Source organism: Cryptosporangium aurantiacum (assembly GCF_900143005.1).
In the GTDB taxonomy this organism is placed as follows: domain Bacteria; phylum Actinomycetota; class Actinomycetes; order Mycobacteriales; family Cryptosporangiaceae; genus Cryptosporangium; species Cryptosporangium aurantiacum.
Map to the genome: position 1 here is coordinate 426,304 of NZ_FRCS01000002.1, position 26,084 is coordinate 452,387.

Below are 26,084 nucleotides of genomic sequence, written 5' to 3' on the forward strand. Positions count from 1 at the left end.
CACGCCGCGACTACACAGTGAAGCGGACGCCGCCCCGCGACGTCCGCATTCCCCGTAAGAGCTCTAGTGGAACATCCCTCGCCGCTGGGTGAGGATCTGCAGGTGCTCGTGGAGCCACTGCTCCCAGTTGAGCTGCTCAGCGCCCGCGTACTGCACCGTGAACCGGTTGTACGCGTCGCTGCCCGAGCTCAGGAACCCGCCGCGCTTGTCGAGCTCCAGCAGCACGTCCATCGACTGCGGACCGGAGATGAACGTGACCTCGAGTTCGTTGATCGCGCCCGCGTACTGGTGCGCCGGGTAGAACTCGATCTCCTGGAAGAACGGCAGCCGCGAACCGTAGAGCGTCCCCCGCTCCAGGTCGGCGCCCTTGAACTGGAAGCCGAGCCGGCTGAACGCGTCGAGCAGCCTGGCCTGCGCCGGCAGCGGGTTGACCTGGATCGGATCCATGTCGCCCTTGTCGAGCGAGCCGGCCAGCTCCAGCTCGGTGCGGACGCCGAGCTGCATGCCGTGCAGCGGGTAGCCGTTGACGCTCGTGATCGGCGTCTCCCACGGCACCGCCAGCTCGAACGGCACCGCGTGCTGCGCACCCGGCGCGAGGCTGAAGCGGTGCCCGAGGTGCAGCCGCTGGAACGCCATCATCGTGTTGTGCTCGTAGTCGTCCCCGCCCAGGGTCTCGCCCTCGACCTCGACCTTGGCGACCAGCTCGAGCTCGACCCGGTCGACGACCATCTCGACGTTGCCGCCGCTGATCCGCACCTCGCCGCGGAGTAGATCGCCCGGCTGGGTGTGCGGAGAGGCGAGCACGGTATCGACGGAGGCCCCGCCGCCGAACATCGCCGAGAGCTTCTTGAACATCACGCGATCCTTAACGTTGCTGAGATGGGCTACTGCCGTGCCGGGCACGGCAACGCGGGCAGCAATCGAGGAGCTTGCTGACGCGCCGCCATAATCGCAGCCCGCGCCGCAGAAAGGGACGCACTCGTCAGGGATGCGACTACCGGATGATCCCGTCGGGTGACCCCGGACCGACGAATACCTGCCGAGCGGGTCGGAATTACGACCGGCCCGCTCAACTGACGATGTCTTTACGGAGGAAACGCCACCACGCGAGCGAGAGAAAGACGGTCGTGTACGCCACCGCCGATACCGCGCCCTTCACCATGTCCTCGGCGTCGATCGGCGAGGACAGCAAGCTGAGCCATGCCGTTCCGTAACGAGTCGGAAGCAGCCCGCGAAGATCTCCGAGTGCGGTGACCGCTTCGAGAATGTTGGAGATGATCCACAGCATCACCGCGCCGCCGACCGCGCCGAGTGGGGCGTCGGTCCGCACGGACAGGTAGAACGCGAGTCCGGCCACCGGCAGCAACGTGACCGCGATATAACCGACCGCGAGCACGATCCGGCCGAGCGCTTCCCACGCCGGAATGTCGACGCCGAGCTGCGTGCGCAGCGGTTCCCAGCCGAACGCGATCGTCCCCGCGACCATCGCGACGGTCGGTAGCAGCAGCAGCGCGAACCCGCTGTAGGCCAGGCCGACGGTCAGCTTCTGCCGGAGCAGCCGTCCGCGCGGCACCGGCGAAGCCAGCAGGTAGCGCAGCGTGCCCCAGCTGGCCTCGCTGGCCACCGTGTCACCGCAGAACAGCGCGACGACGACCAGCAGCAGGAAGCTCGACGCGACGTAGACCGCGAACAGCGTGAAGTTCGCAGCCCCCGCCGTGGCGAGGTCGGCGAGGCTGGTGCCCTCCTCGGCCGAGTCCGGGTCGTCGGGCACGCCGATCTTGAACGCGGCCACCAGGATCAGCGGCAGGACAACCAGGAACCCGAGCGCGATCTGGGTTCGGCGACGGGTGAGCTGCCGCAGCACCTCCGCGCCGAAGCGGAGCGTCCGGCCCGGCCGGTAGGCGGCTTCGCCGCCCGCCGAACGCGAGGGTGTGGAGACCTCGCTCATCAGTTCTCTCCCACGAGTTCGAGGAACACGTCCTCCAGGCGACGCCTGGCGACCAGCCGCTCGACGCCGACGCCCGCGCCGACGAGTTCGCGGACGACGTCGCTGCGTTCGGCACCGGCCAGTTCCACGACGAGCCCGCGGCCGTTCGGATTCACCAGCTCGACGCCCGGCATGGCCTTCAGCGCGGTCAGCGCGGCGTCCCGATCGCCGTCGGCGACCTCGACCAGGACCGACCGGCCCTCGCCGACGATCTCCGTGACCGGCCCGGCCGCCACACCGACGCCCTTGCTGACCACGACGACGTGGCTGCAGACCTGTTCGACCTCGGCCAGCAGGTGCGAGGAGACCAGCACGGCCCGCCCGTCGGTGGCGTACCGGGACAGCACGGAGCGCATCTCCGCGATCTGCGGCGGGTCGAGCCCGTTCGTCGGTTCGTCGAGCACCAGCAGGTCGGGCAGTCCGAGCATCGCCTGTGCGATCGCCAGCCGCTGCCGCATGCCCTGGCTGTAGGTCTTCACCTTCCGGTGCACGGCAGCGCCGAGGCCGGCGATCTCCAGCGCTTCCTCCAGGCGAGCGGACTCGGCCGGGCGTCCGGTGGCCTGCCAGTACCGGTGCAGGTTGTCGAGGCCGGAGAGGTGCGGCAGCAGGCCGGGTCCCTCGACGAACGCCCCGATCCGGGACAGCACCGGCGCACCCGGGACGATCCGGTGGCCGAAGACCAGGATCTCGCCGCCGGTGGGCCGGATCAGCCCCATCAGCATCCGCAGCGCGGTCGTCTTACCCGCACCGTTCGGACCGAGCAGGCCGACGACCTGGCCGGGCTCGACCGTGAACGAGAGGTCCCGGACCGCGAGGTACCCGTCGCCGTAGGCCTTCTTCAACCCGCGGACGACGAGCGGCGAACCCGCGGCGTCCGGGTCGACCGCCACGTCCTGCCTGCGGCGGCGCAGCCGTACGACGAGCACCGCGACCGTCACCCCGACGGCCACCGCGGCCAGCAGACCGATCAGCACCCAGACCCAGACGCCGGTGGAGTCCGCGACCGGCACCGGGCTGACCTCGGGCAACCGCAGGCTGTTCGCCTGCACGGAGACCTGGTAGACGGCGGGCGCGGCCGGCCCGGCGTACGCCTGGTCCGCGGTGGCCACCACCAGTCGGACGCTGTGCCCGGACTCGAAGCGGTGGCCGATCGCGGGCAGCGACACGGTCACCGGCGGGGCGGTGCCGATCGTCTCGGCGGTGCGCGGGAGGCCGGTCAGCCGGATCGGCGCCACCGAACCGCCGGGCAGCGTGGCCCGGCCGTCCGCGTCGACGTCGTACAGCTTGACGAACAGCACGGCTTCGCCGGTCGGCGAGGCGACCTGGAGCCGGACCGTCGGCGTGCCTGCGACGTCCACCGGGCGGGCCAGCTCGACGCCGCTGTAGGCGGCGAACTGACCGGGTACGTCGATGCCCGCGCTGCCGAGACGGCTGGTCAGCGAACCGACGCCGGGCAGCGAGGAGAGCCCGGCCGGTGTACCGGCCGGCGGGTTCGCGACCGGCTGCGGGCTGATCCCGTTCAGCCGGACGCGGTACCCGTCGCCGGTGCCGGGCGGGTAGTCGTCCAGCGTGTAGATCCGGGTGGTCGGCCGGGTGTCCCGGACGCTGATCGCACCGGCCGTCGTGTAGCTGAACTCGTCGTCGGGCGCCGGTCCGGTGCCGTCCAGGTAGTGGTCGAGCCAGGCGAGCTGCAGTGCGTTGACCCGGTCGGTCTCGCGGGTCGACGCGCTGGCGTCGTGGCCCCCGGCGTACCAGGCGACCCGCACCGGCGTACCGGTCGCCGCGATGCCGCGCGCGTTGGCGTCGGCCTCGGAGAGCGGGAACAGCGTGTCGGCCTGGCCCTGGATCAGCAGCGTCGGGGCGGTGATCCGGCTCAGCACGCTCGACGGGCTGGCGCGCCGGAGCCGCTCGACGATCGCCGGGGTGGCCCGCCCGGTGGTCGCCGCCTCGAGGTAGAGCTTGCACAGTTCAGGCTCGAACCGCCCGCACTGCACCAGCTCGTCGGCCTTTGACGGGTCGACCGTGCTCAGGTCGATCTCACCGTTCGCGTCCTGGCGGGCGCCGAGCAGCGCGGCCAGGTCACCGGCGCTGGTGGCGCCACCGGCACTCGCGCTGCCGAAGAACAGCCCGGCCCAGGAACGCTTGAACACACCGTCGGCGGGGCCCGCCCCGGTCGACTCCGGGAAGAACGCGTTCGCGAGGTCGTTCCAGGTGATCTGCGGGACGACCGTGTCGACCCGCTGGTCGTAGCCGGCCAGCAGCAGGCTCAGCGCACCACCGTACGAGCCGCCCACCGCGGCGACGCGCGGGTCGCCGTCGGCGTCCTGCCGGACGTCGTCCCTGGTGGCGAGGCGGTCGATCAGCGCGCGGGCGTCGTTGACCTCGTAGTCGGGGTCGTCCAGCGAGATCGTGCCGCCGGAGCGGCCGAACCCGCGGGCGCTCCACGTCATGACCAGGTAGCCCTGTCCGGCCAGCCGGCGCGCGTCGGCGGCGACGCTGGCCTTGCTGCCGCCGAACCCGTGGGCCAGCAGCACCGCCGGGACCGGGTGGTCGGCGGACGCGCTCTCCGGGACGTAGACCGTGGTGTCGAGCTCGATCGGCTGGTTACGCGCCGGGCCGGACTGCACGGTGACCATCGCGGCGGTCGATCGGACCGACTCGCCCTCCGGCCAGCGAATCCAGGTGATCAACGCGGCGACGGCGGCGATCACGACCAGCGCGGTGACAATTCGCCGAAGAGTGAACACCGCACGCCAGCCGGTCCGCGCCGGTCCCGGCATGCCCCGCCCGCTGGGCTCGTCTGGCTTCACGTCCTCACCCTAGGTCGGCCTTCCTGAGAGTCGGCTGACCTCTCAGCCGCCTGTCAGCTCCACTCAACCGGCCGGCGAGCGCCAAAAGCTTGCGGCACACCGCAGACTTGCTGGCGTGACCTCTGAGCCGCCCTCGCTAACACTGACCGCCAGCCTGCGCTCAGCTGTGCTCGACGCCCGGCGCGGGCTGGTGCGCCTCCATCCGGAGGTGTTGGCCGCGCTCGACCTGCGGCCCGGTGACCCGGTGCTGCTCCGCAGCGCCGAACGCACCTCCGCGGGCATCGCCACCGCGAGCGAGCCGAGCTCGGCCAGAGGCCTGCTGCTCGCCGACGACCTGACGATGGGCAACCTGCGGGTCCGGGACGGTGCCCCGGTCGACGTCAGCCCCGCGCCGGTGCAAGCGGCGCGCACGATCACGGTCGCCGGGGACGCCACGGTGGTCGCCGCGGTCTCGCCGGAGATGCTCCGGCTGGCACTGTTGAGCAAGGTGATCACCAGCGGGGACGACGTCTCGCTGCTGCCCCAGGACCTCGACCCGGCGCACCCGCACCGCCCGCTGGTGGAGTCCGCGCGACGCAGCCTCTCCAACGCGGTCGGCAGCGGCTGGACGGCCGCGCTGCTCACGGTCGTGTCGGCCGAGCCGGAGACGGCCGCGCTGGTCACCCCGGACACGATCGTCACCTGGTCGGAGGGGTCGGGCGGCGCGGTGTGGGGCGGTCGCGGCGCGGCCACCGCGGCCTGGTCAGGCGCCGGCTCGCGGCCCTCCGGCGCGGGTGGCGGGCTCGGGGCCGCCGGGCTTCGCGGCGCGGCTCCCGGGACGCCGACATCCGGGATCTCCGGGGCGGCCGGGGCCGTAGCGAGCGCTGCCGGCGCGTCGAGCGTCCGCAGCCGAGCAGTGCCCGACGAGTTGCAGCACCTGTTCGGCGAGCCCGGAGCCGCGGTCGACGACGAACCCCGGCCACCGGACGACCTGATCGGCCTGCGCAGCCAGGCCGCCCACCTGACCGAGCTGTTCGACCTCGCGTTCCACCACCGCGAGGTGCTCGACCGGCTGGGCACCACCGTGCAGCTCGGCGTGCTGGTCACCGGGCCGCCGGGGGCTGGTAAGTCGACGCTCGTGCGGTCGGTCGCGCAGGCCACCGGCGCCGCCGTGCTGCGGATCTGGTGCCCCGGCCTGGCCGCGGTGGCGCCGGACGCGGCCGCGGACGTGCTCCGCCGGGCCACCGCCAGGGCGACCGCGGAGCAGCCGACCGTGCTGCTGCTCAACGACGTCGAGGCGCTGGCACCACGGACCGATCCGGGGCCGCTCGCCACCGTCCTCACCCAGCTGATCTCCAACCTGGTGAGCGCCGGGCGAACCGCCGTCGTCTGCACGACCAGCCGCCCGGAGGACGTGGACTCCGGCCTGCGCCGCCCCGGCGTGCTCGACCACGAGCTGCGGGTCCCGATGCCGGACGCCGTCGAGCGACGTGAGCTGTTGTCGCTGTTCACCCGCGCGCTGCCGGTCGCCGACGACGTGTCGCTGGACGACATCGCGGCCCGCACGCCGGGGTTCGTCGCCGCCGACCTCGGCACGCTGGTGCGCGAGGCGGGCGTGCGGGCGGCGATCCGGCAGCGGGACGACGACACGCCCCAGATCGCGAAGAGCGACTTGGACGCCGCGATCCGGTCGGTCCGGCCGACGTCGATGGCCGAGTCGACGCTCGAGGTGGCGTCGCTCTCGCTGGACGACGTCGGCGACATGAAGGAGGTCAAGGAGGCGCTGACCGAGTCCGTGCTGTGGCCGCTGCGCTACCCGGACACGTTCACCCGCCTGGGCATCGACCCACCGCGCGGCGTGCTGCTCTACGGGCCGCCGGGGTGCGGCAAGACGTTCCTGGTGCGGGCGCTGGCCGGCACCGGTCAGGCGAACGTGCTCGCGGTGAAGGGCGCCGAGCTGCTCACCAAGTGGGTCGGAGAGAGCGAACGGTCGGTGCGGGAGCTGTTCCGCCGTGCCCGGGAGGCCGCGCCGACGCTGGTGTTCCTGGACGAGGTGGACGCGCTGGCCCCGGTGCGTGGCCAGGCCACCGACGGCGGCACCACCGACCGGGTGGTGGCCGCGCTGCTCACCGAGCTGGACGGCGTGGAGGGGCTGCGCAACGTCGTCGTGATCGGTGCGACGAACCGCCCGGACATGGTCGACCCGGCGCTGCTCCGGCCCGGCCGGCTGGAGCGGCTGGTGTTCGTGCCGCCGCCGGACGGGGAAGCGCGCGCGGACATCCTCCGGGCGGCTTCGCGGAAGGTGCCGCTCGCCGACGACATCGACCTGGACGAAGTCGCCGGTGAACTGGACGGCTTCTCGTCAGCCGACTGCGCGGCGCTGGTACGGGAAGCCGCGCTCGCCGCGATGCGCGAGTCGATGGACACCGCCGAGGTGACCGCCGCCCACCTCCGTACCGCCCAGGGCCGGGTCCGGCCGTCGCTCGACCCGGTGCAGGTCGCGCACCTCGCGGCGTACGCGGAGAAACGCGAGGCCCGCTGACCCCTGTTAGGGGTCAGCGGAATCGTCCGCGCAGCCGTACGATCCGCCGCAGAGGACGCCGAGGAGCACCAACCGGAGGCGCAGTGGTCCCGCGCTCGGTCCTGCCGGTTCCCGGCCAGGCCGGTCGGGCGGTGCTGGCCGGGCTGACGACCGGCGTGCTGGCGCTGGTCTGCGGCGCACCGTACTGGCGCGAGCACGTGCTCTCCGGCCTGCTGACGTGCGCGGGCTGCGCGGCGTTCGGTGCGGCCGGCGGCCTGCTCGTGGGCACCGGTGACCGCCGTCGCCGGACCGGGGTGTTGCTCCTGGTGGGTTCGGTCTGCGGCTCGCTGGCCTGGCTCGCGTCCTGGAACAGCGGCATCTGGCCGATGATCTCGTTCTACGGCCAGGGTGCGCTGTACGTCCTGGCCGGCTGCGCGGTGTTGCTGTACCCGAGCGGGCGTCCGACCGGGCGTCCCGAACGAGCCTGGGTGCTGTACGCGATCGTGGTGCTGATCGTCGGGCAGCTCATGGTGCAACTGGTCTCGCGTCCGGAGTGGAACGGCCTCGATCCGGACGTGTTCTGGCCGAACCTCGCGTCCGAGCGGTGGATCTTCGACCGAACGATCGGGGTGGTGATCGCCGCGCAGTTGGTGCTCGTGGTCTGGTACCTCGTGCTGCTGGTGCGCGGCGCCCGTCGCCTGTCCGAACTGGAACGCCCGGGCACGCTGCCCGTGCTGCTGGCCACCGGCGTCACCGGCGGCGCCGCCGCGGTCCTCACCGTGCAGACCGATGCCTGGACGGACCTGGACGCGCTGCTGGCGTTCTACGTCAGCTTCAACGCGATCGCGATCGCGATACCGCTGGCCGTGCTCTCCGGGGTACTCCGGGAGCGCTGGCGTGAGGTCGAGGCGCCCAACCGGGTGGTCCGGATGACGTCGGCGACCACGTCGGTGGCGACGGTGCGGGACGCGCTGGCCTCGGCGCTGCGCGACCCGGCGCTGGAGCTGCTGTTCTGGGCGCCGGCCGAGCAGAGTTACGTGGACCGGGCCGGGCGGCTGGTGAGGCGCCCGGTCGACCGGACCGCGACCACCGGCCGGTGGTGGGTCGAGGCTCGGACCGACGAGCGTCTGCCGCTGGCCCTGGTCGCGCTCGACGAGCGGCTGCGGCTCCGTCCGGCCATGGTGGACGCCGTCCTCCGCGCCGGGAGCCAGGCGCTGCTCACCGCCCAGTTGCAGGCGGTGGCGACCGCGCACCTCAAGCAGGTGCTCGCCGCACAGGCCCGGGTCGAGGAGCGGGAGACCGCCGAGCGACAGCGGCTCCAGAACGACCTGCGCGACGGAGCGCAGCGGCAACTCGTCGCGCTCTCGGCGCAGCTCACCCGACTAGCGGACAACGGTCTGCCGGAGCCGGTGCGGTTGGTGGCCGTGTCCTGCCGCGACGAGGTACGCGCGACGATCGACGACCTGCAGGCGCTGGCACGCGGGTTACATCCGCCGGTGCTGCGGACCCACGGGCTGCGCGCGGCGCTGCTCGGCGTCGCCGATCGGCTCGGGCTCGCGGTGGACCTCGCGGTGGACACCGGACGGCAGCCACCCGCCGTGGAGGCGACCGCGTACTTCGCGCTCTGCGAAGGACTGACCAACGTGGCCAAGTACGCACCCGACGCGCGGGTGCGGATCGAGGTCGCCGAGGTGGGCGGGTGGCTGCACGGCACGGTCACCGACGACGGACCCGGTGGTGCGCGCGTGATGCCCGGCGGGGGCTTGGCCGGCATCACCGAGCGCATCCGTGCGCTGCACGGATGGGCCACCGTCGAGAGTGCCGTCGGTGCCGGTACCCGCCTGCGGGTCAGCCTGCCTTGCGACTGACCCGCTGCAGTCTTACAGGCGGACGCCGAGGCGGCGCGCCGAGCGTTGGCGCTGGCGTGCCGCCCGCACTCGACGGAGCCGCTTGACCAGCATCGGATCGTGGACCAGCGCCTCGTGCCGGTCGATCAGCGCGTTCAACAGCTGGTAGTACCGGGTGGCCGACATCGAGAACTGCTCGCGGATCGCCTGTTCCTTCGCGCCTGCGTACTGCCACCACTGGCGCTCGAACTCCAGGATCGCACGTTCGCGATCGGTCAATCCTGACTCGTCCTGCTCGGGCGCGACGGCCAGGTCGGCGTCTGGCGCCCCCTCCCGATCGTCACCATGCTCCGGCCCGGCGTACTCGACGATGTCGTCGAGGGGCGCCGGGACGTGGCTGTGGTCCATTGACTCCTCGTCCCTCCTCCGGCGCGTCGCCTCGCGAACAGCGTGGGGACCCGGCACCATGACTCGGCGCCGAACGTCCCGAAGCGGTTGCGGTGGCGATGACCCGGATGACCCTTGTGGCGCGGCAGCGACCCCACTCTAGCCATCCGAACGGCTCCGGACGGGGTGGTGTGAACAGTCTGGCGCGAGCTGGGATCAGGCGGCCGGACACAATTGGCCGAAGGTACGATGACCAACGGTCATGATCTGCGTCATCCGAGGGTCATGATCTGATCCCGGCGGAGGAGCGGCATGACCGTGCACCCCGGCCTCACTCCGGAGTCGGCCTCATGACGCTGCTATCCGACGCCACACTCGTGCTCCCGGTCGGCGTCGTCCAGGGCGGCTGGGTGGCGATCGCCGCCGGGCGGATCACCGCGGTCGGCGGGCCGGAGCGGTCGCGGCCACGCGACCCCGACGTGCTCGACCTGGGTGGCTGCTGGGTGGTTCCCGGATTTGTCGACCTGCACGTCCACGGCGGGGGCGGCCAGAGCTACGGCAGCGGCGAACCAGCGGCGATCGGCGCGATCAGCTCCCTGCACCGCGCGCACGGCACCACGTCCGCGCTGGCCAGCCTCGCCACCGCCCCGCTCGATGAGATGCTGCGCGCCGCCGCCGCGCTGGCCGACGTGGTCGAGGCGGGCACGCTGACCGGCATCCACGCCGAGGGCCCGTTCCTCTCCCCGGCGCACGCGGGTGAGCAGGACCCGGCCGCGATGCTCGTGCCGGACGCGGACGTGCTGACCCAGCTCATCAACGCCTGCCGCGGCCACCTGCGGGTGCTGACGCTGGCCCCGGAGCTGCCCGGCGCGCTGGAACTGGTGCGGCGCGCGGTCGACCGGGGCGTCGCGGTCGCGGTCGGGCATACCGGCGCCGGGTACGAGCGGACGCTGTCCGCGATCGACGCCGGCGCCACGCTGGCCACCCACCTGTTCCACGCCCAGCCGGGGCCGACCCAGCGAGAGCCCGGGGCGGTCGGCGCGCTGCTGGAGCACCCGGACGTCGTCGTGCAGCTGATCGCCGACGGAATCCACCTCCACGACGCGCTGCTGGCGATGGTCTTCCGGCTCTGCGGTGCGGAGCGGGTCGCGCTGGTCACCGACGCGATGGCCGCGGCGGGCGTCGGCGACGGACGGTACGAGGTGGGCTCCCGCCAGGTCGAGGTGCGCGGTGGGGTGGCGCTGGTCGAGGGCACCGGCGCGGTCGCGGGCAGCACGCTGACCCAGGACGCCGCGCTGCGCCGGGCGGTGGACGCCGGGGTGCCGCTGCTGGACGTCGTCACCGCGCTGAGCGCCACGCCCGCCCGCGCGATCGGGATCGGCGACCGGGTGGGTGCGCTGGTGCCGGGGCTCGCCGCCGACCTGCTCGTCCTCGGCCCGGGACTGGAGATCGACGGTGTGATGGTCGGCGGTAGCTGGCTGCGCGCGCCGCACTAGTCTCGGCGGCGTGACTACGCCGCCGTTGCGCTGGGGAATTCTCGGGACCGGAGCGATCGCCCGGTCGTTCACCGCCGACCTGTTGACGCTCGACGACCACCGGGTCGTCGCGGTGGGGTCGCGCGCCGCCGACACCGCGCAGGCGTTCGCCGACGCGCACGGCATCCCGCGGGCGCACGGGAGTTACCAGGCCTTGGCCGAGGACGCCGAGGTGGACGTCGTCTACGTCGCAACACCGCACTCCGGCCACGCGGCGGCGGCGCTCACCTGCATCGCCGCCGGGCGCGGCGTCCTGGTCGAGAAGCCGCTGACGATCGACGCCGCGAGCGCGACCGAGGTGGTCGACGCCGCCCGCTCCGCCGGTGTGTTCTGCATGGAAGCGATGTGGACCCGGTTCAACCCGGCGATCGTCCGGCTGCGCGAGCTGCTCGCCGACGGTGCGATCGGCGACGTCGTGTCGATCCAGGCCGACTTCGGGTTCGCGGCCCCGTACGACCCCGCGAGCCGGCTGTACGCGCCGGAGCTCGGTGGCGGCGCGCTGCTCGACCTGGGCGTCTACCCGATCTCGCTGGCCTCGATGATCCTGGGCGAGCCGTCGACCGTGCTCGCCGCGGGCGGCCTGGCCCCGACCGGCGTCGACGCGAACACCGGGATCCTGCTGGGCTACGAGTCCGGAGCGGTCGCGGTGCTGCACTGCTCGCTGCGCGGTGAGACGCCGATGCGCGCGACGATCGCCGGCACGACCGGGCGCATCGAGCTGCCCGCACCGTTCTTCCGGGCGGACGCGCTCACGCTCCACCGGTCCGGCGCCGAGCCGGTGACCGAGGTGTTCACGCTGCCGGGTCTGGGCTACACGTTCCAGGCCGAAGAGGTGGCTCGCTGCGTGCGTGCTGGCCTCACCGAGTCCCCGCTGATGACGCTGGACGAGACGCTGTCGATCATGCGGACGCTCGACCAGGCCCGCGCTGCGGTGGCGCGATAACGGTCGGACGTTTGTGGTTGGGTAGAACTCATGTCCGAGACGCTCGCCTGGCTGCCCGCCGCTGACCATCCCGAGCTGCTCGCACCGCTGGTGACGAGCGTCGTGGAGCAACTGACGAAGGACGGCCACCGCGTCGAGGTCGCGGCGATCGACCCGTCCGATGCGGACACCGAGGCGTTCTGCGCGCGGTACGGCGAGCCGCTGGGCGAGTCCGCGAACTGCGTCGTCGTCGCGGGCAAGCGGGGCGGCGTCCTGAAGTACGCGGCCTGCCTGGTCCTGGCCACGACGCGGGCGGACATCAACGGGCTGGTCCGCCGTCACCTCGACGTCCGCAAGGTGTCGTTCGCCCCGCTCGACGAGGTGGTCGCCGCGACCGGGATGGCCTACGGCGGGGTGACCCCGCTCGGCCTCCCGGCCGACTGGCCGGTGCTGATCGACGCCGCCGTAGCTGCTGGGGAGAGCCTGGTGATCGGCAGCGGGCTGCGGGAGTCCAAGCTCCGGCTCGGCGGTTCGACGCTGGCCGCGCTGCCCACCGCCGAAGTGCTGGAGGGACTGGGCCGGTGACGATGCTGCCCCGCCGGCTGAAGGCCGGTGACCAGATCCGGGTCGTCGCGCCGTCGATGTCGCTGAGCCTGCTGCCGGACACCATCCGGACGGCCGCGGTCGAACGGCTGAGGGCGGAATTCGGGGTCGAGGTCACGTTCGGCGCGCACGTGGAGGAGTCCGGGCCGCTGGGCACCGGTCCGATCGCCGGGCGGGTCGCCGACCTGCACGACGCGTTCACCGACCCGGCGGTGGCCGGCATCCTCGCGGTGATCGGCGGGCACCACTCCAACCAGCTGCTGCCGCACCTCAACTTCGACCTGATCCGCGCGAACCCCAAGGTGTTCTGCGGGTTCTCCGACATCACCGCGCTGCAGGGTGCGGTGCTCGCCAAGGCTGGCCTGGTCACGTACTCCGGGCCGCACTTCTCGACGTTCGCGATGCGCGAGCACAATGAGGCGACGATCGAGGCGTTCCGCCGGTGCGTCTTCGAGGACGCCCCGGTCAGCTGGGTTCCGGCGACGACGTGGACTGACGACGAGTGGTACCGGCTGCAGGACGCCGCGGAGGGGCGACCGGCGCCGTCCCGCAACGAGGGCTGGTGGGTGCTGCAGCCGGGCACCGCCAACGGCCCGCTGGTCGGCGGCAACCTCTGCACGCTCAACCTGCTGCAGGGCACGCCGTACTGGCCGGATCTGGACGGTGCGGTCCTGGTCGTCGAGGACGACTTCGAGTCGACCGTGCACGCCTTCGCCCGTGACCTGACCTCGCTGCTGCAGACCGGCATCGCGGTCCGCGCGCTGGTCGTCGGCCGGTTCCAGCGGCAGAGCGGCGTCACCCAGGAGTTGCTGCGGCACATCGTCACGAGCGCACCGCAGCTGGCCGGCGTGCCGGTGCTGGGCAACGTCGACGTGGGCCACACGAACCCGCTCTACACGTTCCCGGTCGGTGGTTCGTGTTACCTGGCCGCCGAGCCGGGCGCGGTGGAGATCGTGCTGACTCGTCACTGAAACCCTGCCGTCAGCTGTCAGGGATTCGGCGGACACTGACCGGCATGGCTAAGTGGGAACAGTTCTCCGCGGAGGCACCGGAACTCGCGGAAGCGGTCAAGGCACGGTTCACGGCGACGAAGCACCACGTGATGGCGACCCTGCGGGCCGACGGGTCCCCGCGGGTCAGCGGCACCGAGGTCGACTTCTTCGGGCCGGACCTGATCATGGGGTCGATGTGGCAGGCCCGGAAGGCGCTCGATCTCCGGCGCGACGGCCGGGTGGCGATTCACGCGAACCCCGGCGACGGCACGATGGCCGGGGGTGACGGCAAGATCAGCGGCGTCGCCGTCGAGGTCGTCGACAAGGAGGAGCTCGCGGCGTTCGTCGACGACCGGCACCCGCCGGAGCCGTTCCACCTGTTCCGGATCGACCTCCGGGAAGCCGTGCTCACCTCGGTCGACCACGAGCGGAACCTGATGATCGTCGAGCTATGGCGGCCGGGCCGACCGGTGCAGCGCACCGAGCGGACGTGAGGCCGGCCGTGCCCGGCGCCCGGGCACGGCCGAACCGCGATCACGGTGAGGGTGTCGCCCAGACCGTGCGCCATTCCGAGCAGGCGTCCCGCCAGGGCGCCTGCCGATCGCGGCAGATCTTCCAGAGCACCCGGTGCGGTGGTGCGGGGTCCGCCGTCGGTGCGTAGCCGGTCACCGAGATCGTGCGGCCGGCGCCCTCCCGGTGATAGATCGACCGCACCCCACCGCTGGTCGTCCGCCACCCCACGTAGACCGAGTCACCGTCCCGGCTCAGGTCGGTGATCCCACAGACGATTCGGACGAGGTTCGCGCTGACGGCGGCGGCAAGGCAGTCCGCGGCGGCCCCGTCCGTGGCGCTGCCGGTGGCGGTGCGCGGAGCCGCCGCGGCCATCGGCAGCCCGATCGTGACCATCGTCAGCACGACGAGTCCGGCGACAACGACCACGCGCTGCCCGGTGGATCTCCCCCACGGCGTCCCCCGACGCGGGCGGCGCCGCCCGGCGCGGTGTAACCCTTTCGGCACGTTCGTTCCTCCCCCAAAGCCTTCGGGGACGCTCCCCTGCGTCCCCGCGAATCCGTTCGGATTCAACTAGTTACGCTAAGTAGTGAGCATGCGCCGCGCTGCCCCGTGGGTTCCTCCATCCGGTCAGCAGTCGCCCCGCCCGTGCGGCGGAGACGAGCCGAACGGAGGGCGCGTCGCGGAGGAACCGATCAACGCCGAGCATCCCGACCGACGTGCGGGCGCACACCGCACCGCCCCCGCGCGGGGAGGGGAGGCGCGGGGGCGGTGCGAAATACACCCCGTCACGAGACGGGAAGACAGAGGTCAGGCGACCGAACGCCACCAGCCGTCCGGTTGCCGCGGAGCGTCCACGTCGACGGCTTCACCCGGACGCGGAACCGCGACCCGGACACCGCACTCGGCGGCTTCGTCGAGGAGCCGCTCCACCGGTTCGGCCCAGTCGTGCAGCGCGAGGTTGAACGTCCCCCAGTGCACCGGGACGAGCAGACCCCCGTTTACCGCGACGTGCGCGGCGACACCCTCCTCGGGCGTCATGTGGATATCGGGCCAATACGGTGCGTAGGCGCCGATCTGGATCAGCGTCAGATCGAACGGCCCGTGCGCCGCGCCGATCGTGGTGTAGCCCTCGAAGTAGCCGGAGTCCCCGGTGTAGAAGACCTTGCGCTCGGCACCGGCGATGACCCAGGACGCCCAGAGCGTCGAGTTGTCGGAGCGGAGTCGCCCGGAGAAGTGGCGCGCGGCGGTCGCAGTGAAGCCCAGGCCGGCGATCGTCGCGGTCTCGTCCCAGTCCAGCTCGACGATCCGAGCGGCCGGTACGCCCCAGCGCTCCAGGTGGGCGCCGACACCGAGCGGCACCAGGAACGAGGCCTCCTGCAGCCGGGCGAGCGTCCGGATGCTGGTCTCGTCGAGGTGGTCGTAGTGGTCGTGGGAGATGACGACCGCGTCGACCTTCGGCAGCGCCCCGAGCTCGAGCGGCACCGGGTGCAGCCGCCGCGGGCCGGCCAGCGACGACGGCGAGCAGCGCTCGCTCCACACCGGGTCGAACAGCACCCGGCGACCCTCGATCTCCAGCAAGACGGTCGCGTGACCGAGCCACGTGGTGCGCACGCCGGGCGCGGCCGGGCCCGCTAACTCGGCGAGGGTCGGGGTGACGACCGGCACCGGCTTGCTCGGCCGCCGGCGCTGACGGCCGAACAGCAGCTCGCTGAGCATGCTGCGGCCCCCGGAAGCCGACGCCGGGACGGTCACGGTCGGAGTCTCGTTGCGGAACGCGCCGTCGTGGTACCGCGGCGACTGACGCATCCGGTCCAGCCGGGCACCGGCCGGGCGGCCGCCCAACGCGGAGGGAATGTCCCGGGCCGCCCAGGCGAGCGACGCGGCGACGCCGGTCACCGCGAGCGCGGTGAACAGCGACCGGCTGCCGACCGACCGGCGGGCCGAAGACGCCGTGACCGTGTCGATGAGCCGGGACGAGCGGAACACTTCGTCCGATAAGTAGTTCTTCGACACGACAGATCCCCTTCCAGCTGGAGCACCCGGCTCACCTCGCACGACAACAAGAGTCGCCGCCGGGGGCTCTGATACCAATTAGCGACGCAGGTCACACGGTCGTCAGGACGAGGAGTCGACGCGCTTCTGGCGGCCTGGGGTCACCGTGTGCGCGCACCACACGGTGTGGCCGACGTTCTCCGCCACCAGGACGCCGTCGACCATGATGCGGCACCGCAGGTCGATCGCCTCCGCCGGCGGCGGCAGCACCGGCTCTTCCTTGACCCGGACCTCGCCGAACAAGTAGAGCTCGGTCACATCCGGGTAGTGGAACGTCAGTTCGCGGTCCCAGGACTTGCCGTAGTGAATGTTCTTCTTGTCGGCCAGCGGCTTCAGCGAGTAGCTGGCCTTCATGTCGGCGAAGGTCGAGGGGCGGACGGTCTCGAGCTCGAACGACACGATGTGCGTCTCGGTCGACGGGACCGAGCGCAGCGCCGCACAGCCTGTCATCAGTAACAGCCCGGCGACCAGCACAACGAGCTGCCGCATCCTTGAACCTCCGTCACCTCTCCTGCGGCAGCTTAATGAGTGATCGCCAGCGTGCCGAATGACAGCCCGGCGAGTCGATACGGTGGGCGGATGGCGCGCGGAACACTGATCGCGGAGAGCCTTGAGGTCGGCACCGTCATCAACGACCTCCCGCTCCGGGTGCACCGTCTGGAACGGGTCCGGCCGGAGAACATCTCGCCGGAGCAGACAGCTGCCGGTACGCCCGCGGAGTGGACGCTGCTGTTCTTCGACGTCGCCGACGAGGACGCCGAGCGGCTGGCCGACGTGCTGTCCGGCTCGTTGTACTCGTTCGGCTGGTACGTCGACTTCGCCACCGCCGACGAGACGTTCGTGGTGTTCGCCCGCCGGGTGTTCCGGTACCCGAGCGGCGACGCGGCCGGCCGATCCGAGGCGCAGGCCTACGCGCTGTCGGTGGGCGTGCCACTGAGTCAGACGGATTGGTGAGCCGCTCGCCGGGCCACGAACGACATGATCTCGGCGGCGACGGTCGCCGCGCCGTTGAGGTCGGGTGCGTTGTGGTCGAGCTCCGGGCGGATCCTGCACTCGGCGTCGGGCATCAGCTCGTGGAGCCTTCGGAGTGCGGTGGTGAGGTAATCCGCCGTACGCCCACCGCCCAACAGCAGCGTGGGTGAGCGGATGCCCGCGTATCGGCGTCCGTCGGAGTCCAGCCGGGCGATCTCCGCGACCTCCGCCGGTGTCGCCGACATCATCGCCCTGGTCTCGGCGGCATCGGCGCCGTGCAGCAGCAGGTACGCCAACCCGCGGTAGACGAACATCGGCGCGTCGCCGAGCGGCACCATCCGGGTTCCCTTGAGGAACGTCGCCATCGCCGCGGCGTGCCGCCCGGTCGCGAGCTGCCGCCGGAACTCCGGCAGCCAGCTCGCGTCGAACGACCCGCCGATGCTCACCACCGGCTCGTAGACGACCAGCGCGTCCACCGGACGCCAGAGCGCCAGGTGCAGCGCGACCAACCCACCGTGGCTGTGACCGAACAGCAGGTTCGAGCCGGTCTCCCGGAGCACCGCGAACACGTCGGCCGCCTCGGCCTCGATGCTGTAGTGCGGTCCCTGCGGACCGCTGCGCCCGTGTCCGCGCCGATCGACGACGTGGACCGTGAACTCCTGCGCGAGCTCACGGGCCAACGCGTCGTAGTGGTGGGTTCTGCGGTTGTTGCCGGGAACGACGACCAGGCCGGGGCCGCACCCGGTACTTTGCACGTCGATCGGGGTGCCGTCCGCTGACCGCACGGTGGTCATCGTTGCAGTGCTCATCGCTGGCGCTCCCCTTCGCCCGGCCGACCGCTTGATGATCAGTGTGCGGATGCGACCTGTTAGGACGCTGATAGAGCGCTGACAGCGAAAATCAGCGGCGATCGCCGCCCCTGGATCAGTGGGCGATCGCCAACCCGAACGGCACCGGGCCGAGCGCCCGTACGGTCGGACCGATCGCAGGCGCGAACCCCTCGACCCAGCGGGCCGTGACCAGTCCGCCCAGGTCAAGGACCCGATCGGACGCCCAACCGAGGTCGGTGAGCAGCGTCCGCACCACCGCCTTGGCGTCCGCGTCGTCGCCGGAGAGAAAGGCGGTCACCGGCGCGGCCGGTCGCACCATCAGCGAGACGTGCATCGTGTTGAGCGTCTTCACCACACGGGCTGCCGGCAGCGCCCGCTGCAACTCCTCGGCCAGGCTGCCGCCCGGGTACCGCAAGCCGGTGGCGAGCCCGTCCGGCCCGGTGTGCACCGCGTTGGCGACGTCGACGAGCACCGCGCCGCCCGGCACCGGCAACCCCGAGAGCACCGCGACCGCGGCGTCCCCGGGAAGGGCGTTCACCACGACGGCGGCCTGCTGGACGGCGTCCGCAAACGGTTGAACGGTCGTGCCCGCGACCGGCACCGTACCGCCGGGCAGGCGGGAGCCGAGAACAACCGAGTGGCCGGAGGCCACGAGCGGCCCGGCGAGCGTCGTGGCGACGCTTCCGGTCCCGAGGATGGCGATTCGTGTCATGGGCCGACGCTATTTTCGAATCGACCGCTCGTGGGAGTAGGCACTTCGAAGTGCCCACTGGGAGGACGCATGACGCGCGAGGCGTATCTGAACGCGGTGGCTGCCTGCCCTGGTCACCAGATCCTCGATCGGCTCGGCGACAAGTGGGTCAGCCTGGTGCTGAAGGAGCTGGGCGGCGGGCCGCGGCGCTCGGGTGAGTTGAACCGGGCGCTTCCGGGCGCGAGTCGGAAGATGCTCACCCAGACCCTGCGGGGCCTCGAACGGGACGGGCTCGTGGTCCGGACGACGACCGGCGGGGCGCCGTCCAAGGTCGAGTACCGCCTCACGCCGCTCGGCGCGAGCCTCCACGGCGTGATGCTCGAGGTCGTCGGCTGGGCGGAGAACCACATCGCGGAGGTGGATGCGGCCCGGTCGGCCTACGACGGGAATTGCTAAAAGTTGTCCTCCCATCTGTGTGTGGATGCGACCACGCCGGGTAGTGGGCTGCGGAATCGTCCTGTCCGGGCAGGGCCCGATCCCAGGGAGGGGACTCGTGGGTCTCGTGTGGCATCGACCGTTGACGCCCGAAGACGTCGCTACCGCCTATCGGTTGCTCGAGTTGCACCAGCCGATCCAGCCGTACGGTGGCGATGCGGTCTGCGGAAGCGCGGGTCACCCGAATAGAGCACCGGCCTGGCCGTGCAGTCGCGCCCGGTGGGCCGGGGAGGTTCTTGCCGCCGCCGAGCGCGGCGAGATCCCGGACGACCTGCGGGCTCCGGCATGAACGGGTCGCCGGACGCTCCCGAGCAGGACTCCCCCGTCCTCGGCCTGACTGCGGGCGACGTCGTGGCGATCGTCGCGCAGCAGATCGAGGTCAGCGGCGTGCGGCCGCTTTTGACCACCGAGTCGAAGCAAGCCGCCGAGCGCGCCGCCGAGCAATTGCTCGACTCGCTCGGCGGTGAGGTGCCCGTCGGCTCCGTCCGGCGGGCCAACGGTGCCGAGCACCTTCCGCCGCCTCCTCCGCGCTAAGGCCACTACCAGCTTATTCAACCCATGGGTTGACAAGTCCCTGGGCGCCGTTTAACTTCTTATTCAACCTACTGGTTGAGCAAGGAGGAACGCCGTGGCGGCGGATCCGCTCTCCCGCGTCTTCGCAGCGCTCGCCGACCCGACCAGGCGGGACATCGTGGCGCGGCTGGCCGTCGGCGACGCGACCGTCAACGAGCTCGCGGCGCCGTACGAGGTGAGCGTCCAGGCCGTCTCCAAGCACCTGAAGGTGCTGGAGGACGCCGGGCTCGTGAGCCGGAGCCGGGAGGCGCAACGCCGGCCGGTGCACCTCGAAGCGGAGGTGTTCGACCTGATGACCAAGTGGATCGAGCGCTACCGGCGTCGAGCGGAAGAACGGTACCGGCGCCTGGACGACGTCCTGCGGGACCTGCCCGACGAACCACCCCGACCCGAACAGCCCTAGGAGGCAGCCATGCCCACGTACACCCGCGAGACCGAGATCGTTGCCGACCCCGCCGTTCCGCTGATCCGGATCATCCGGGAGTTCGACGCTCCGCCGGAGAAGGTCTACCGGGCCCACGTCGACCCCGACCTGGTCGTGCAGTGGCTCGGCCCGGGCCGGAACGAGATGATCGTCGACCACTTCGACAGCCGGACCGGTGGCTCCTACCGCTACCGCCACGTGCACGAGGGCAACGAGTACAAGTTCTACGGCTCGTTCCACGAGCTGCGCCCCGGCGAGCTCATCGTCCAGACGTTCACGTACGAGGGTGAGCCGGACGGCGTCGCGCTGGAGAAGCTGGTTTTCGAGGACCTCGGGAACGGGCGGACCAGGCTGGTGGCGACGTCGCTGGTCGACAGCTTCGAGGGGCGCGACGCCTGGATGATCAACGGCATGCAGGACGGCGTCCGCGAAGGCTACGACCGGCTGGACGCGCTGCTGGCCGGGTGAGCCGGGACCCGATGCCGCGGCCGTCGAGCCGGTCGCGGCATCGCCGCGTATAAAAACGCCCGTTCCGGGCAGTCACGCCGACATGACTCTCACTGCTCCCGCCAAGACCGGCCGCGACCAGGCCCTGGTACAGCTCGGGCAGGCGCTCGAAGCGCTGGACTACACGTTCACGACCGTCACCCCGGCCACCCACGAGCGGGTCAACCGGCGTCCGGCCAACGCCTGGGCCCACGACCTGCGCGGCGCGTTGGGCTGGAGCCGCCCGTTCCGGCCGGACACGCTGCCGCCGTCGATCGTCGAGCTGATGGACGCCGCCGGCGTGCTGTGCCGCGACGGCGACACGTGGCGGAGCCGGGTCCGGTTCTCGAGCTACGACAACGAGCTGTTCGTGCACTCGGCGTTCCCCACCGCTGCGGCCGACGCGGTGTTCTTCGGCCCGGACACCTACCGGATGGCGGACGCCGCGGCGGCGCACGTCGAGTCGTGGCGCGGGCGACCGATCCGCCGCGCCGTGGACATCGGCTGCGGCACCGGCGCCGGAGCGATCACGGTCGCGAAGCGGGCACCGAACGCGGAGGTCCTCGCCGTCGACATCAACGACACCGCGCTGCGGTACGCCGGGGTCAACGCCGCGCTGGCCGGCACTGACGGCGTCCGCCCGTGCCGCAGCAACCTGCTGCACGACGTCAGCGGCGACTTCGACCTGATCGTCTCCAACCCGCCGTTCATGGTCGACCCGGCCGGGCGCGCCTACCGCGACGGCGGCGGAGCCGACGGCCACGCACTGTCGCTGGACATCATCGACCTGGCCGCCGAGCGGCTGAACCCCGGCGGCTCGCTGGTGCTGTTCAGCGGCGTCGGCATCGTCGACGGGCACGATTCGCTGCGGGCCGCCGCCGCGGCGAGGCTGGCCGACACTGACCTCGCGTGGACGTACCGCGAGGTCGATCCGGACGTCTACGACGAAGAACTCGATGGGGACGCGTACGCGAACGCGGAGCGGATCGCGGTAGTGCTACTCACCGCAGTGCGCGCCGAGTGAACACCGCACCGACCCTCGGCGTCGAAGAGGAATTCCTCCTCCTCGACCCGGCCACCGGCGAGAACGTGCCGCTGGTCGAACCGCTCCTGGCCACGCTGCCGGACGATTTACGAGACCGGACGCGGCTCGAGTTCCGCCGCTGCATGCTCGAGCTGGTGACCGCTCCGGCAGTCGACCTGACCGATGTGGCCGAACAGCTGCACCGGTTGCGCTCGGCTGCCGCGTCCGCCGCGACGGGCGTGGGGGCTCGCGTCGTGCCCGTCGGTGCCACACCGGTTTCCGACACCGACCGGCGAACCACCACAAACCCGCGCTTCGCCGCGATCGCCGGCCACTACGGCCCGATCGCACGTGACCCCGCGGTCTGCGGCTGCCACGTGCACGTCGGAGTGCCGTCCCGGGCCGCGGCGATCGACGTCTGCCGCCGGATCCGGCCGTGGCTACCGGTCGTCCAGGCGCTGGCCGTGAACTCGCCGCTGCACGCCGGGGCCGACACCGGCTACGCGAGCTGGCGATCGGTGCAGCTCGACCGCTGGCCGAGCCTCGGCCCGATCCCCCACTTCGAATCCGCGGACGAGTACGACCGGACCGTCGGGGCACTGGTCGCCTCCGGAGTGATGCTCGACGCGACGATGGTGCTCTGGCACTGCCGCCCGTCGACGACCTACCCGACCGTCGAGGTGCGGGTAGCCGACGTCTGCCCCACGGTCGGGGACACCGTGCTGGTCGCCGGCCTGGTCCGCGGGCTGGTGGCGACCGCGCTCGCCGGTTCGCTGGACTCCGGACGGGTGCCGGACCACCTGCTGCGGGCCGCCCACTGGAACGCCGCGCACACCGGGCTCGCCGGGACGCTGCTCGACCCCCGGGTGGGACGGGCGCGCCCGGCTTGGACGCTCGTCGACGAGCTGCTGGAGACACTCGGGCCGGCGCTGCGCCGAAATGGTGACGCGGACGTCGTCACCCTTGAGTTGGAGCGGTTGCAGCACGTCGGGACCGGCGCGGAGCGGCAGCGCCGCACGTTCGCGCGGACCGGAAGCATCTCGGCCGTTCTGGCCGAGCTTTCACTCGAAGAATGAGTGGTGGCTCGGGTCGGTGCGGTGGCGCGCCCGACGCCGGAGCTGGACGACGACCGCGTCGACCAGTGCCACGGCCGCCAGCGCAACCGCGACCCAGCCGGGCACCGGTTGACCAGCGGCAAACAACAGGGCAGCCAGCACCGCCGACGCCACGAAGCCGAACACGGCCAGGGCCAGCCGCAGGTTGAGCGGGCTGTACGGGTGGCCGACAGTGCCCCGTCGGCCCGGGGGCTGAGCGCTGAGAGGCATGCTCCAGGGGTACCCCCGTTCAGCCGAGAAACGCTCGCGTGAACGCGTATTCGGTCGGGGCGTTGCCCGCGCATGTGTCGGAGTCCGCGTCGGCGGTGACACCCTCGGGGCACGGCCGGTCGCGGGTGATCGACCACATCGAGACGTAGGCGGCACGCTTCTCCCTGGCGAACGCGGTCACCTTCACCGCGTCCTCGATCGAGAACACCTCGGTCGCCGGTACGTTGACGCCGATCAGCGGGGTGACCGCGATCCGCCGCCACGCCTCTTCAGGGGAGAGCCCAAAGATCTTCCGCACGGTGGCGTGCGCGTTCGTCATCGCCTGGATCGCGTAGGTCCCCATCATCCCTTCGGGGTCCGGCGCGGCCCAGCGCCCGTAGTCCATCGCCATCACGTTGACGACGTCGACCGCCGCGCCGTTGGCGGCTGCCGCGTTCAGTACCCGGATCGGGGTAGCGGTGAAGCCACTAGGGTTCACCGGAAGCGTGAACGCGACGTTGAGCGTCTTGCCCGCGGCCCTGGCATGCTTCTGCAGCGCGGCGATAGCTTGTGCGCGGCGGGTGTGGGCGGCTGTGTTGCTCAGCTCGTTGCCCTCGACATCGAAATCCAGCGCGGTGGCCGAAAATGTGTCGATGACGCGCTGGTAGGCGTCGGTCAACGCGCTGACCGAGTCACACACCGACGCCAACTCGGCCCCGGCCGCGCCACCGAACGAGATCCGGACCATGCCGCCCTCGGCGCGGAATTGCGTGATCCTCTCGGCGATCTCCTCGTCGTCGAGCGGGACCTCGCCGTCCCAGGTGGGCGTGCATCCGTCCCCGGCGACGATGAAGCCGAGGACGTACTGTTTCACTCCGGCGGTGTGCAGCGAGCCTGCGAGGTCGAACGGCGGGTAGTACCCCATGTCGACGTAGGGTTCGAAGCCGGTTTGCGGCGGTTTTGGGCTCGGCGCGGCTGCGCGCTGTTCCTGCTGTTGCTTCTCCGGTTGTTCCTGGCCCCAGGCGCTGAACGCAGCGACCGAGCCGGTCGCGAGCACCACCATGGCGGCTAGTGATGCCACGATGCGGAAGGCTGCGGAGCGGGTGCGCTTGTGCCGTCCGCCCTTGCTCGGCGGCTGCCGACCCGGGGGGCATGCGTCGTGCTGATTCGCCGACCATGCAAGCTGTTGCGGCGGCCCACCGACCGACGCCCGCCCGGCAGCAGCACCCCCAACCGATGCCCGTCCCACCCGGCCACCCCTGACCGGCGCGCGCCCGGTCGCCGGGCCTCTGCCTCGGCCCCGCTCCTCGGGCCCTGGCGACCAACCAGGCGTCGAAGGATCCACTGGGCCTGAGTCTCCGAAAATTCACCCGGACGCCTCGCCCGGTTCCACTACGGTCGTCCGCAATTCTAGGCCACTCGTTGCAACCTGCAACCGAAACCTCGCAGCTCAGAGCACGTTTGTACCCTTGGACACGTGAGCTACCAGGTGCGACGGATCCGTCCTTCCGAGTGGCCGGAGCTGCGCCGCCTGCGGCTGGAAGCCTTGAAAGACTCACCGCTGGCGTTCGTCGAGCAGTACGACGACGCGCTAGCGCTCCCGGACGACGCGTGGCAGGAACGAGCGCAATCCACCGCCGCCGGCACCAGCGGCGCCCGCTTCGTGGCCACCGACCCCTCCGGGCGGTTCGTCGGCATGGCAGGCATATTCCGCGAGACGGACATCCTCGACCACGTCTCAGCCATGCTCGTCGGCGTGTACGTCACCCCCACCTACCGAGGCCGCTCCCTCGGCACGGCCGCCGCCGTCACCCGCGCCGCCGTCAACTGGGCCCTCGCCGAGGTGGCACCGGACCGGATCCGGTTGTTCGTGCTCGACGTCAACGACCGGGCAAAAGCGTTCTACCGACGCGTCGGTTTCATCCAGACGGGCAACACGATGCGCTACCCACCGGACCCGAGCTACTTAGAACTCGAAATGGCCTACGCCCGGGGTGGCATCCACGGTTCGAGCAGCGTGGGGTCGGAAACTGCCGACTCCACCTGACGGCGCTCCTCCTCGGTCAGGTCGAATCGCTGAAGCTCGGTTCCCCATCCCGGCACCCGTTCCGGTTCCGCCAGTGCTGTAGACACCTCGATGAGCGCCGCCAGCGCCATAGCCCGCTCCACGGCCGAGGCGCTGTCGCCGTGACGGCGCAGACCTGAGTTCAGCGCTCGGAAGGCGGCCCGGTCGTCGTTCTTGAACTCACGCAGGATCCGCGCGTTATCCAAGACCCGGGTAAGTCCTTGCAGTTGCTTGGAGCCCCCGTATTCGAGCTCCATCGGCTCATCCCGTTGGATGAAGACGATCGAGTTCCCGGACGGGTCCATGATGGTGAACCGCGAAGCGCCCGGCCGGTACCGAGTGATCCGGGGAAGTCCTTTCGCGAGCACCTTCCCGTACTCACGCCGCATCGCCTCGGTGAACACCGCGTGGTAGGACGCGACCGCATCGACCATCACCAGGCAGCCACCGGTCGTCTCCTCGGACGGGTCGATGCCGCTGAACGCGCGTCCGTAGTGCAAGTCGAACCCGCTCCACTGAAACGCGAGGTAGAGGTAAGGCTTCGTCTGTTCGTACGTCACCGCGAATCCGAGAGCCCGCCAGAAGGCCAGGGTCTCCTTCGGCGCCACGCAGGGCAGCAACGGCACGATGGTCTCGTTGGGTTGGACGTGTTCGTCGAGCATCGTCAGCGCCCTCACTGGTCGACGGCAGCAGGCAGCCGCCGCAGTCTGCCAAACTCGCGTCTTAGGCGCACATGACAGTCCGTCGCGATCGCCGTCGACACCGGCTCGGCCCGCGCCCGTCGAGAGCTGACCGCACTGAACGCCGCCATGGCCCACTGGGGCCGAGTCGCTGAGCACGACATCGAATTGGCTCGTCGGATCAAAGCTGCTGCACCCGCCCACGGCGCGGTGTGACTCGTCAGGAGTCCTCTGGTCAGCCACTGCAGGGCGCTAGCGGGCCGCGCTGCCGCGCCGGGATTAACCACCTGGTCAGAGAGCTGGTGAGGGGACTTGAACCCCTAACCGCCCGATTACAAGTCGGGTGCGCTGCCAATTGCGCCACACCAGCAGGTACGCCTGATCGTAGCCGC

27 protein-coding genes and 1 tRNA gene are annotated in these 26,084 nt (G+C 71.4%); 15 read left to right on the plus strand and 13 right to left on the minus strand.

Annotation, left to right across the window (positions count from 1 at the left end; translation table 11 throughout):
• Positions 1-63 precede the first annotated feature (63 nt).
• From BUB75_RS08740 to BUB75_RS08750, 3 genes are all read right to left on the minus strand, one after another.
• Positions 64-855, minus strand: coding sequence for a sporulation protein (locus BUB75_RS08740; protein ID WP_218617387.1), 792 nt, complete (start codon positions 853-855; stop codon positions 64-66).
• 214 nt (positions 856-1,069) lie between these two features.
• Positions 1,070-1,948: an ABC transporter permease gene (locus BUB75_RS08745; RefSeq protein ID WP_073254046.1), complete on the minus strand. Its 879-nt coding sequence runs from the start codon at positions 1,946-1,948 to the stop codon at positions 1,070-1,072.
• Positions 1,948-4,767, minus strand: coding sequence for a CocE/NonD family hydrolase (locus BUB75_RS08750; protein ID WP_073254051.1), 2,820 nt, complete (start codon positions 4,765-4,767; stop codon positions 1,948-1,950). Before BUB75_RS08750 ends, BUB75_RS08745 begins: the two co-directional genes overlap by 1 nt.
• A gap of 145 nt (positions 4,768-4,912) precedes the next feature.
• Here BUB75_RS08750 and BUB75_RS08755 point away from each other — a divergent pair, with 145 nt between their 5' ends.
• Positions 4,913-7,318 carry an AAA family ATPase gene (locus tag BUB75_RS08755; RefSeq protein ID WP_073254054.1) on the plus strand — a complete coding sequence of 802 codons (2,406 nt, stop codon included), beginning with the start codon at positions 4,913-4,915 and terminating at the stop codon, positions 7,316-7,318.
• A gap of 83 nt (positions 7,319-7,401) precedes the next feature.
• Positions 7,402-9,165 carry a sensor histidine kinase gene (locus BUB75_RS08760; protein WP_073254057.1) on the plus strand — a complete coding sequence of 588 codons (1,764 nt, stop codon included), beginning with the start codon at positions 7,402-7,404 and terminating at the stop codon, positions 9,163-9,165.
• A gap of 12 nt (positions 9,166-9,177) precedes the next feature.
• Here BUB75_RS08760 and BUB75_RS08765 read toward each other — a convergent pair whose 3' ends face one another.
• A complete protein-coding gene (locus tag BUB75_RS08765; protein WP_084740541.1) occupies positions 9,178-9,552 on the minus strand; it encodes a DUF3263 domain-containing protein in 375 nt (124 codons plus the stop codon).
• A 329-nt stretch (positions 9,553-9,881) separates the two neighbouring features.
• Here BUB75_RS08765 and nagA point away from each other — a divergent pair, with 329 nt between their 5' ends.
• From nagA to BUB75_RS08790, 5 genes are read left to right on the plus strand one after another with little or no spacing between them, the layout of a single operon-like run.
• On the plus strand, positions 9,882-11,027 hold the full coding sequence (gene nagA, locus BUB75_RS08770; protein WP_073254061.1) for an N-acetylglucosamine-6-phosphate deacetylase: 1,146 nt from the start codon (positions 9,882-9,884) through the stop codon (positions 11,025-11,027).
• Between the two features lie 10 nt (positions 11,028-11,037).
• A complete protein-coding gene (locus BUB75_RS08775; protein ID WP_073254064.1) occupies positions 11,038-12,009 on the plus strand; it encodes a Gfo/Idh/MocA family protein in 972 nt (323 codons plus the stop codon).
• A gap of 30 nt (positions 12,010-12,039) precedes the next feature.
• Positions 12,040-12,573, plus strand: a complete 534-nt coding sequence (locus tag BUB75_RS08780; RefSeq protein WP_073254069.1) for a YbaK/EbsC family protein — start codon at positions 12,040-12,042, stop codon at positions 12,571-12,573.
• A 2-nt stretch (positions 12,574-12,575) separates the two neighbouring features.
• Entirely contained in the window at positions 12,576-13,562 is a 987-nt protein-coding gene (locus tag BUB75_RS08785) for a S66 family peptidase (RefSeq protein ID WP_073255175.1), read from the plus strand.
• Between the two features lie 44 nt (positions 13,563-13,606).
• Entirely contained in the window at positions 13,607-14,077 is a 471-nt protein-coding gene (locus BUB75_RS08790; protein ID WP_073254075.1) for a pyridoxamine 5'-phosphate oxidase family protein, read from the plus strand.
• 40 nt (positions 14,078-14,117) lie between these two features.
• On the opposite strand, the gene BUB75_RS08795 is transcribed toward BUB75_RS08790, so the two are convergent.
• The 3 genes from BUB75_RS08795 to BUB75_RS08805 form a co-directional block, all read right to left on the minus strand.
• A complete protein-coding gene (locus tag BUB75_RS08795; RefSeq protein ID WP_143175089.1) occupies positions 14,118-14,600 on the minus strand; it encodes a hypothetical protein in 483 nt (160 codons plus the stop codon).
• Positions 14,601-14,903: 303 nt separating this feature from the next.
• Complete coding sequence (locus BUB75_RS08800; RefSeq protein ID WP_073255178.1) at positions 14,904-16,010, minus strand: MBL fold metallo-hydrolase; 1,107 nt, start codon at positions 16,008-16,010, stop codon at positions 14,904-14,906.
• Between the two features lie 201 nt (positions 16,011-16,211).
• On the minus strand, positions 16,212-16,637 hold the full coding sequence (locus BUB75_RS08805; protein WP_073254085.1) for a hypothetical protein: 426 nt from the start codon (positions 16,635-16,637) through the stop codon (positions 16,212-16,214).
• A 90-nt stretch (positions 16,638-16,727) separates the two neighbouring features.
• On the opposite strand from BUB75_RS08805, the gene BUB75_RS08810 reads away from it, so the two are divergent.
• Positions 16,728-17,102 (plus strand): hypothetical protein, encoded by a 375-nt coding sequence (locus BUB75_RS08810; RefSeq protein ID WP_073254088.1) that lies wholly within the window; start codon positions 16,728-16,730, stop codon positions 17,100-17,102.
• Here BUB75_RS08810 and BUB75_RS08815 read toward each other — a convergent pair.
• Together BUB75_RS08815 and BUB75_RS08820 are read right to left on the minus strand one after the other, a co-directional pair.
• Complete coding sequence (locus tag BUB75_RS08815) at positions 17,087-17,929, minus strand: alpha/beta fold hydrolase (RefSeq protein ID WP_073254091.1); 843 nt, start codon at positions 17,927-17,929, stop codon at positions 17,087-17,089. The genes BUB75_RS08810 and BUB75_RS08815 overlap by 16 nt on opposite strands.
• Positions 17,930-18,044: 115 nt before the next feature.
• The gene (locus BUB75_RS08820; RefSeq protein WP_073254096.1) at positions 18,045-18,662 is read right to left on the minus strand and encodes an NADPH-dependent F420 reductase; all 618 of its coding nucleotides are present in this window, start codon (positions 18,660-18,662) and stop codon (positions 18,045-18,047) included.
• A gap of 69 nt (positions 18,663-18,731) precedes the next feature.
• Between BUB75_RS08820 and BUB75_RS08825 the strand changes: the two genes are divergently transcribed.
• From BUB75_RS08825 to BUB75_RS08850, 6 genes are all read left to right on the plus strand, one after another.
• Positions 18,732-19,097, plus strand: coding sequence for a winged helix-turn-helix transcriptional regulator (locus BUB75_RS08825; RefSeq protein WP_073254099.1), 366 nt, complete (start codon positions 18,732-18,734; stop codon positions 19,095-19,097).
• 324 nt (positions 19,098-19,421) lie between these two features.
• On the plus strand, positions 19,422-19,670 hold the full coding sequence (locus BUB75_RS08830; RefSeq protein ID WP_073254102.1) for a hypothetical protein: 249 nt from the start codon (positions 19,422-19,424) through the stop codon (positions 19,668-19,670).
• Positions 19,671-19,764: 94 nt separating this feature from the next.
• A complete protein-coding gene (locus tag BUB75_RS08835; RefSeq protein ID WP_073254107.1) occupies positions 19,765-20,112 on the plus strand; it encodes an ArsR/SmtB family transcription factor in 348 nt (115 codons plus the stop codon).
• Positions 20,113-20,121: 9 nt separating this feature from the next.
• Positions 20,122-20,601, plus strand: a complete 480-nt coding sequence (locus BUB75_RS08840) for an SRPBCC family protein (protein ID WP_073254110.1) — start codon at positions 20,122-20,124, stop codon at positions 20,599-20,601.
• A gap of 82 nt (positions 20,602-20,683) precedes the next feature.
• Positions 20,684-21,643 carry a methyltransferase gene (locus BUB75_RS08845; protein ID WP_073254113.1) on the plus strand — a complete coding sequence of 320 codons (960 nt, stop codon included), beginning with the start codon at positions 20,684-20,686 and terminating at the stop codon, positions 21,641-21,643.
• Positions 21,640-22,719 (plus strand): carboxylate-amine ligase, encoded by a 1,080-nt coding sequence (locus tag BUB75_RS08850; RefSeq protein WP_073254118.1) that lies wholly within the window; start codon positions 21,640-21,642, stop codon positions 22,717-22,719. The genes BUB75_RS08845 and BUB75_RS08850 overlap by 4 nt, the downstream gene beginning before the upstream one ends.
• Here the strand turns inward: BUB75_RS08850 and BUB75_RS08855 are convergent.
• Together BUB75_RS08855 and BUB75_RS08860 are read right to left on the minus strand one after the other, a co-directional pair.
• A complete protein-coding gene (locus BUB75_RS08855) occupies positions 22,705-22,968 on the minus strand; it encodes a DUF6343 family protein (RefSeq protein WP_073254122.1) in 264 nt (87 codons plus the stop codon). The genes BUB75_RS08850 and BUB75_RS08855 overlap by 15 nt on opposite strands.
• Positions 22,969-22,987: 19 nt before the next feature.
• Positions 22,988-24,028 carry a chitinase gene (locus BUB75_RS08860; protein WP_143175090.1) on the minus strand — a complete coding sequence of 347 codons (1,041 nt, stop codon included), beginning with the start codon at positions 24,026-24,028 and terminating at the stop codon, positions 22,988-22,990.
• Positions 24,029-24,424: 396 nt separating this feature from the next.
• Between BUB75_RS08860 and BUB75_RS08865 the strand changes: the two genes are divergently transcribed.
• Positions 24,425-24,994 (plus strand): GNAT family N-acetyltransferase, encoded by a 570-nt coding sequence (locus BUB75_RS08865; RefSeq protein WP_073254128.1) that lies wholly within the window; start codon positions 24,425-24,427, stop codon positions 24,992-24,994.
• On the opposite strand, the gene BUB75_RS08870 is transcribed toward BUB75_RS08865, so the two are convergent.
• On the minus strand, positions 24,931-25,674 hold the full coding sequence (locus BUB75_RS08870) for a VOC family protein (RefSeq protein WP_073254133.1): 744 nt from the start codon (positions 25,672-25,674) through the stop codon (positions 24,931-24,933). The two genes, BUB75_RS08865 and BUB75_RS08870, sit on opposite strands and share 64 nt — an antisense overlap.
• Positions 25,675-25,989: 315 nt before the next feature.
• A tRNA-Thr gene (locus BUB75_RS08875) sits at positions 25,990-26,062 on the minus strand.
• Positions 26,063-26,084 lie beyond the last annotated feature (22 nt).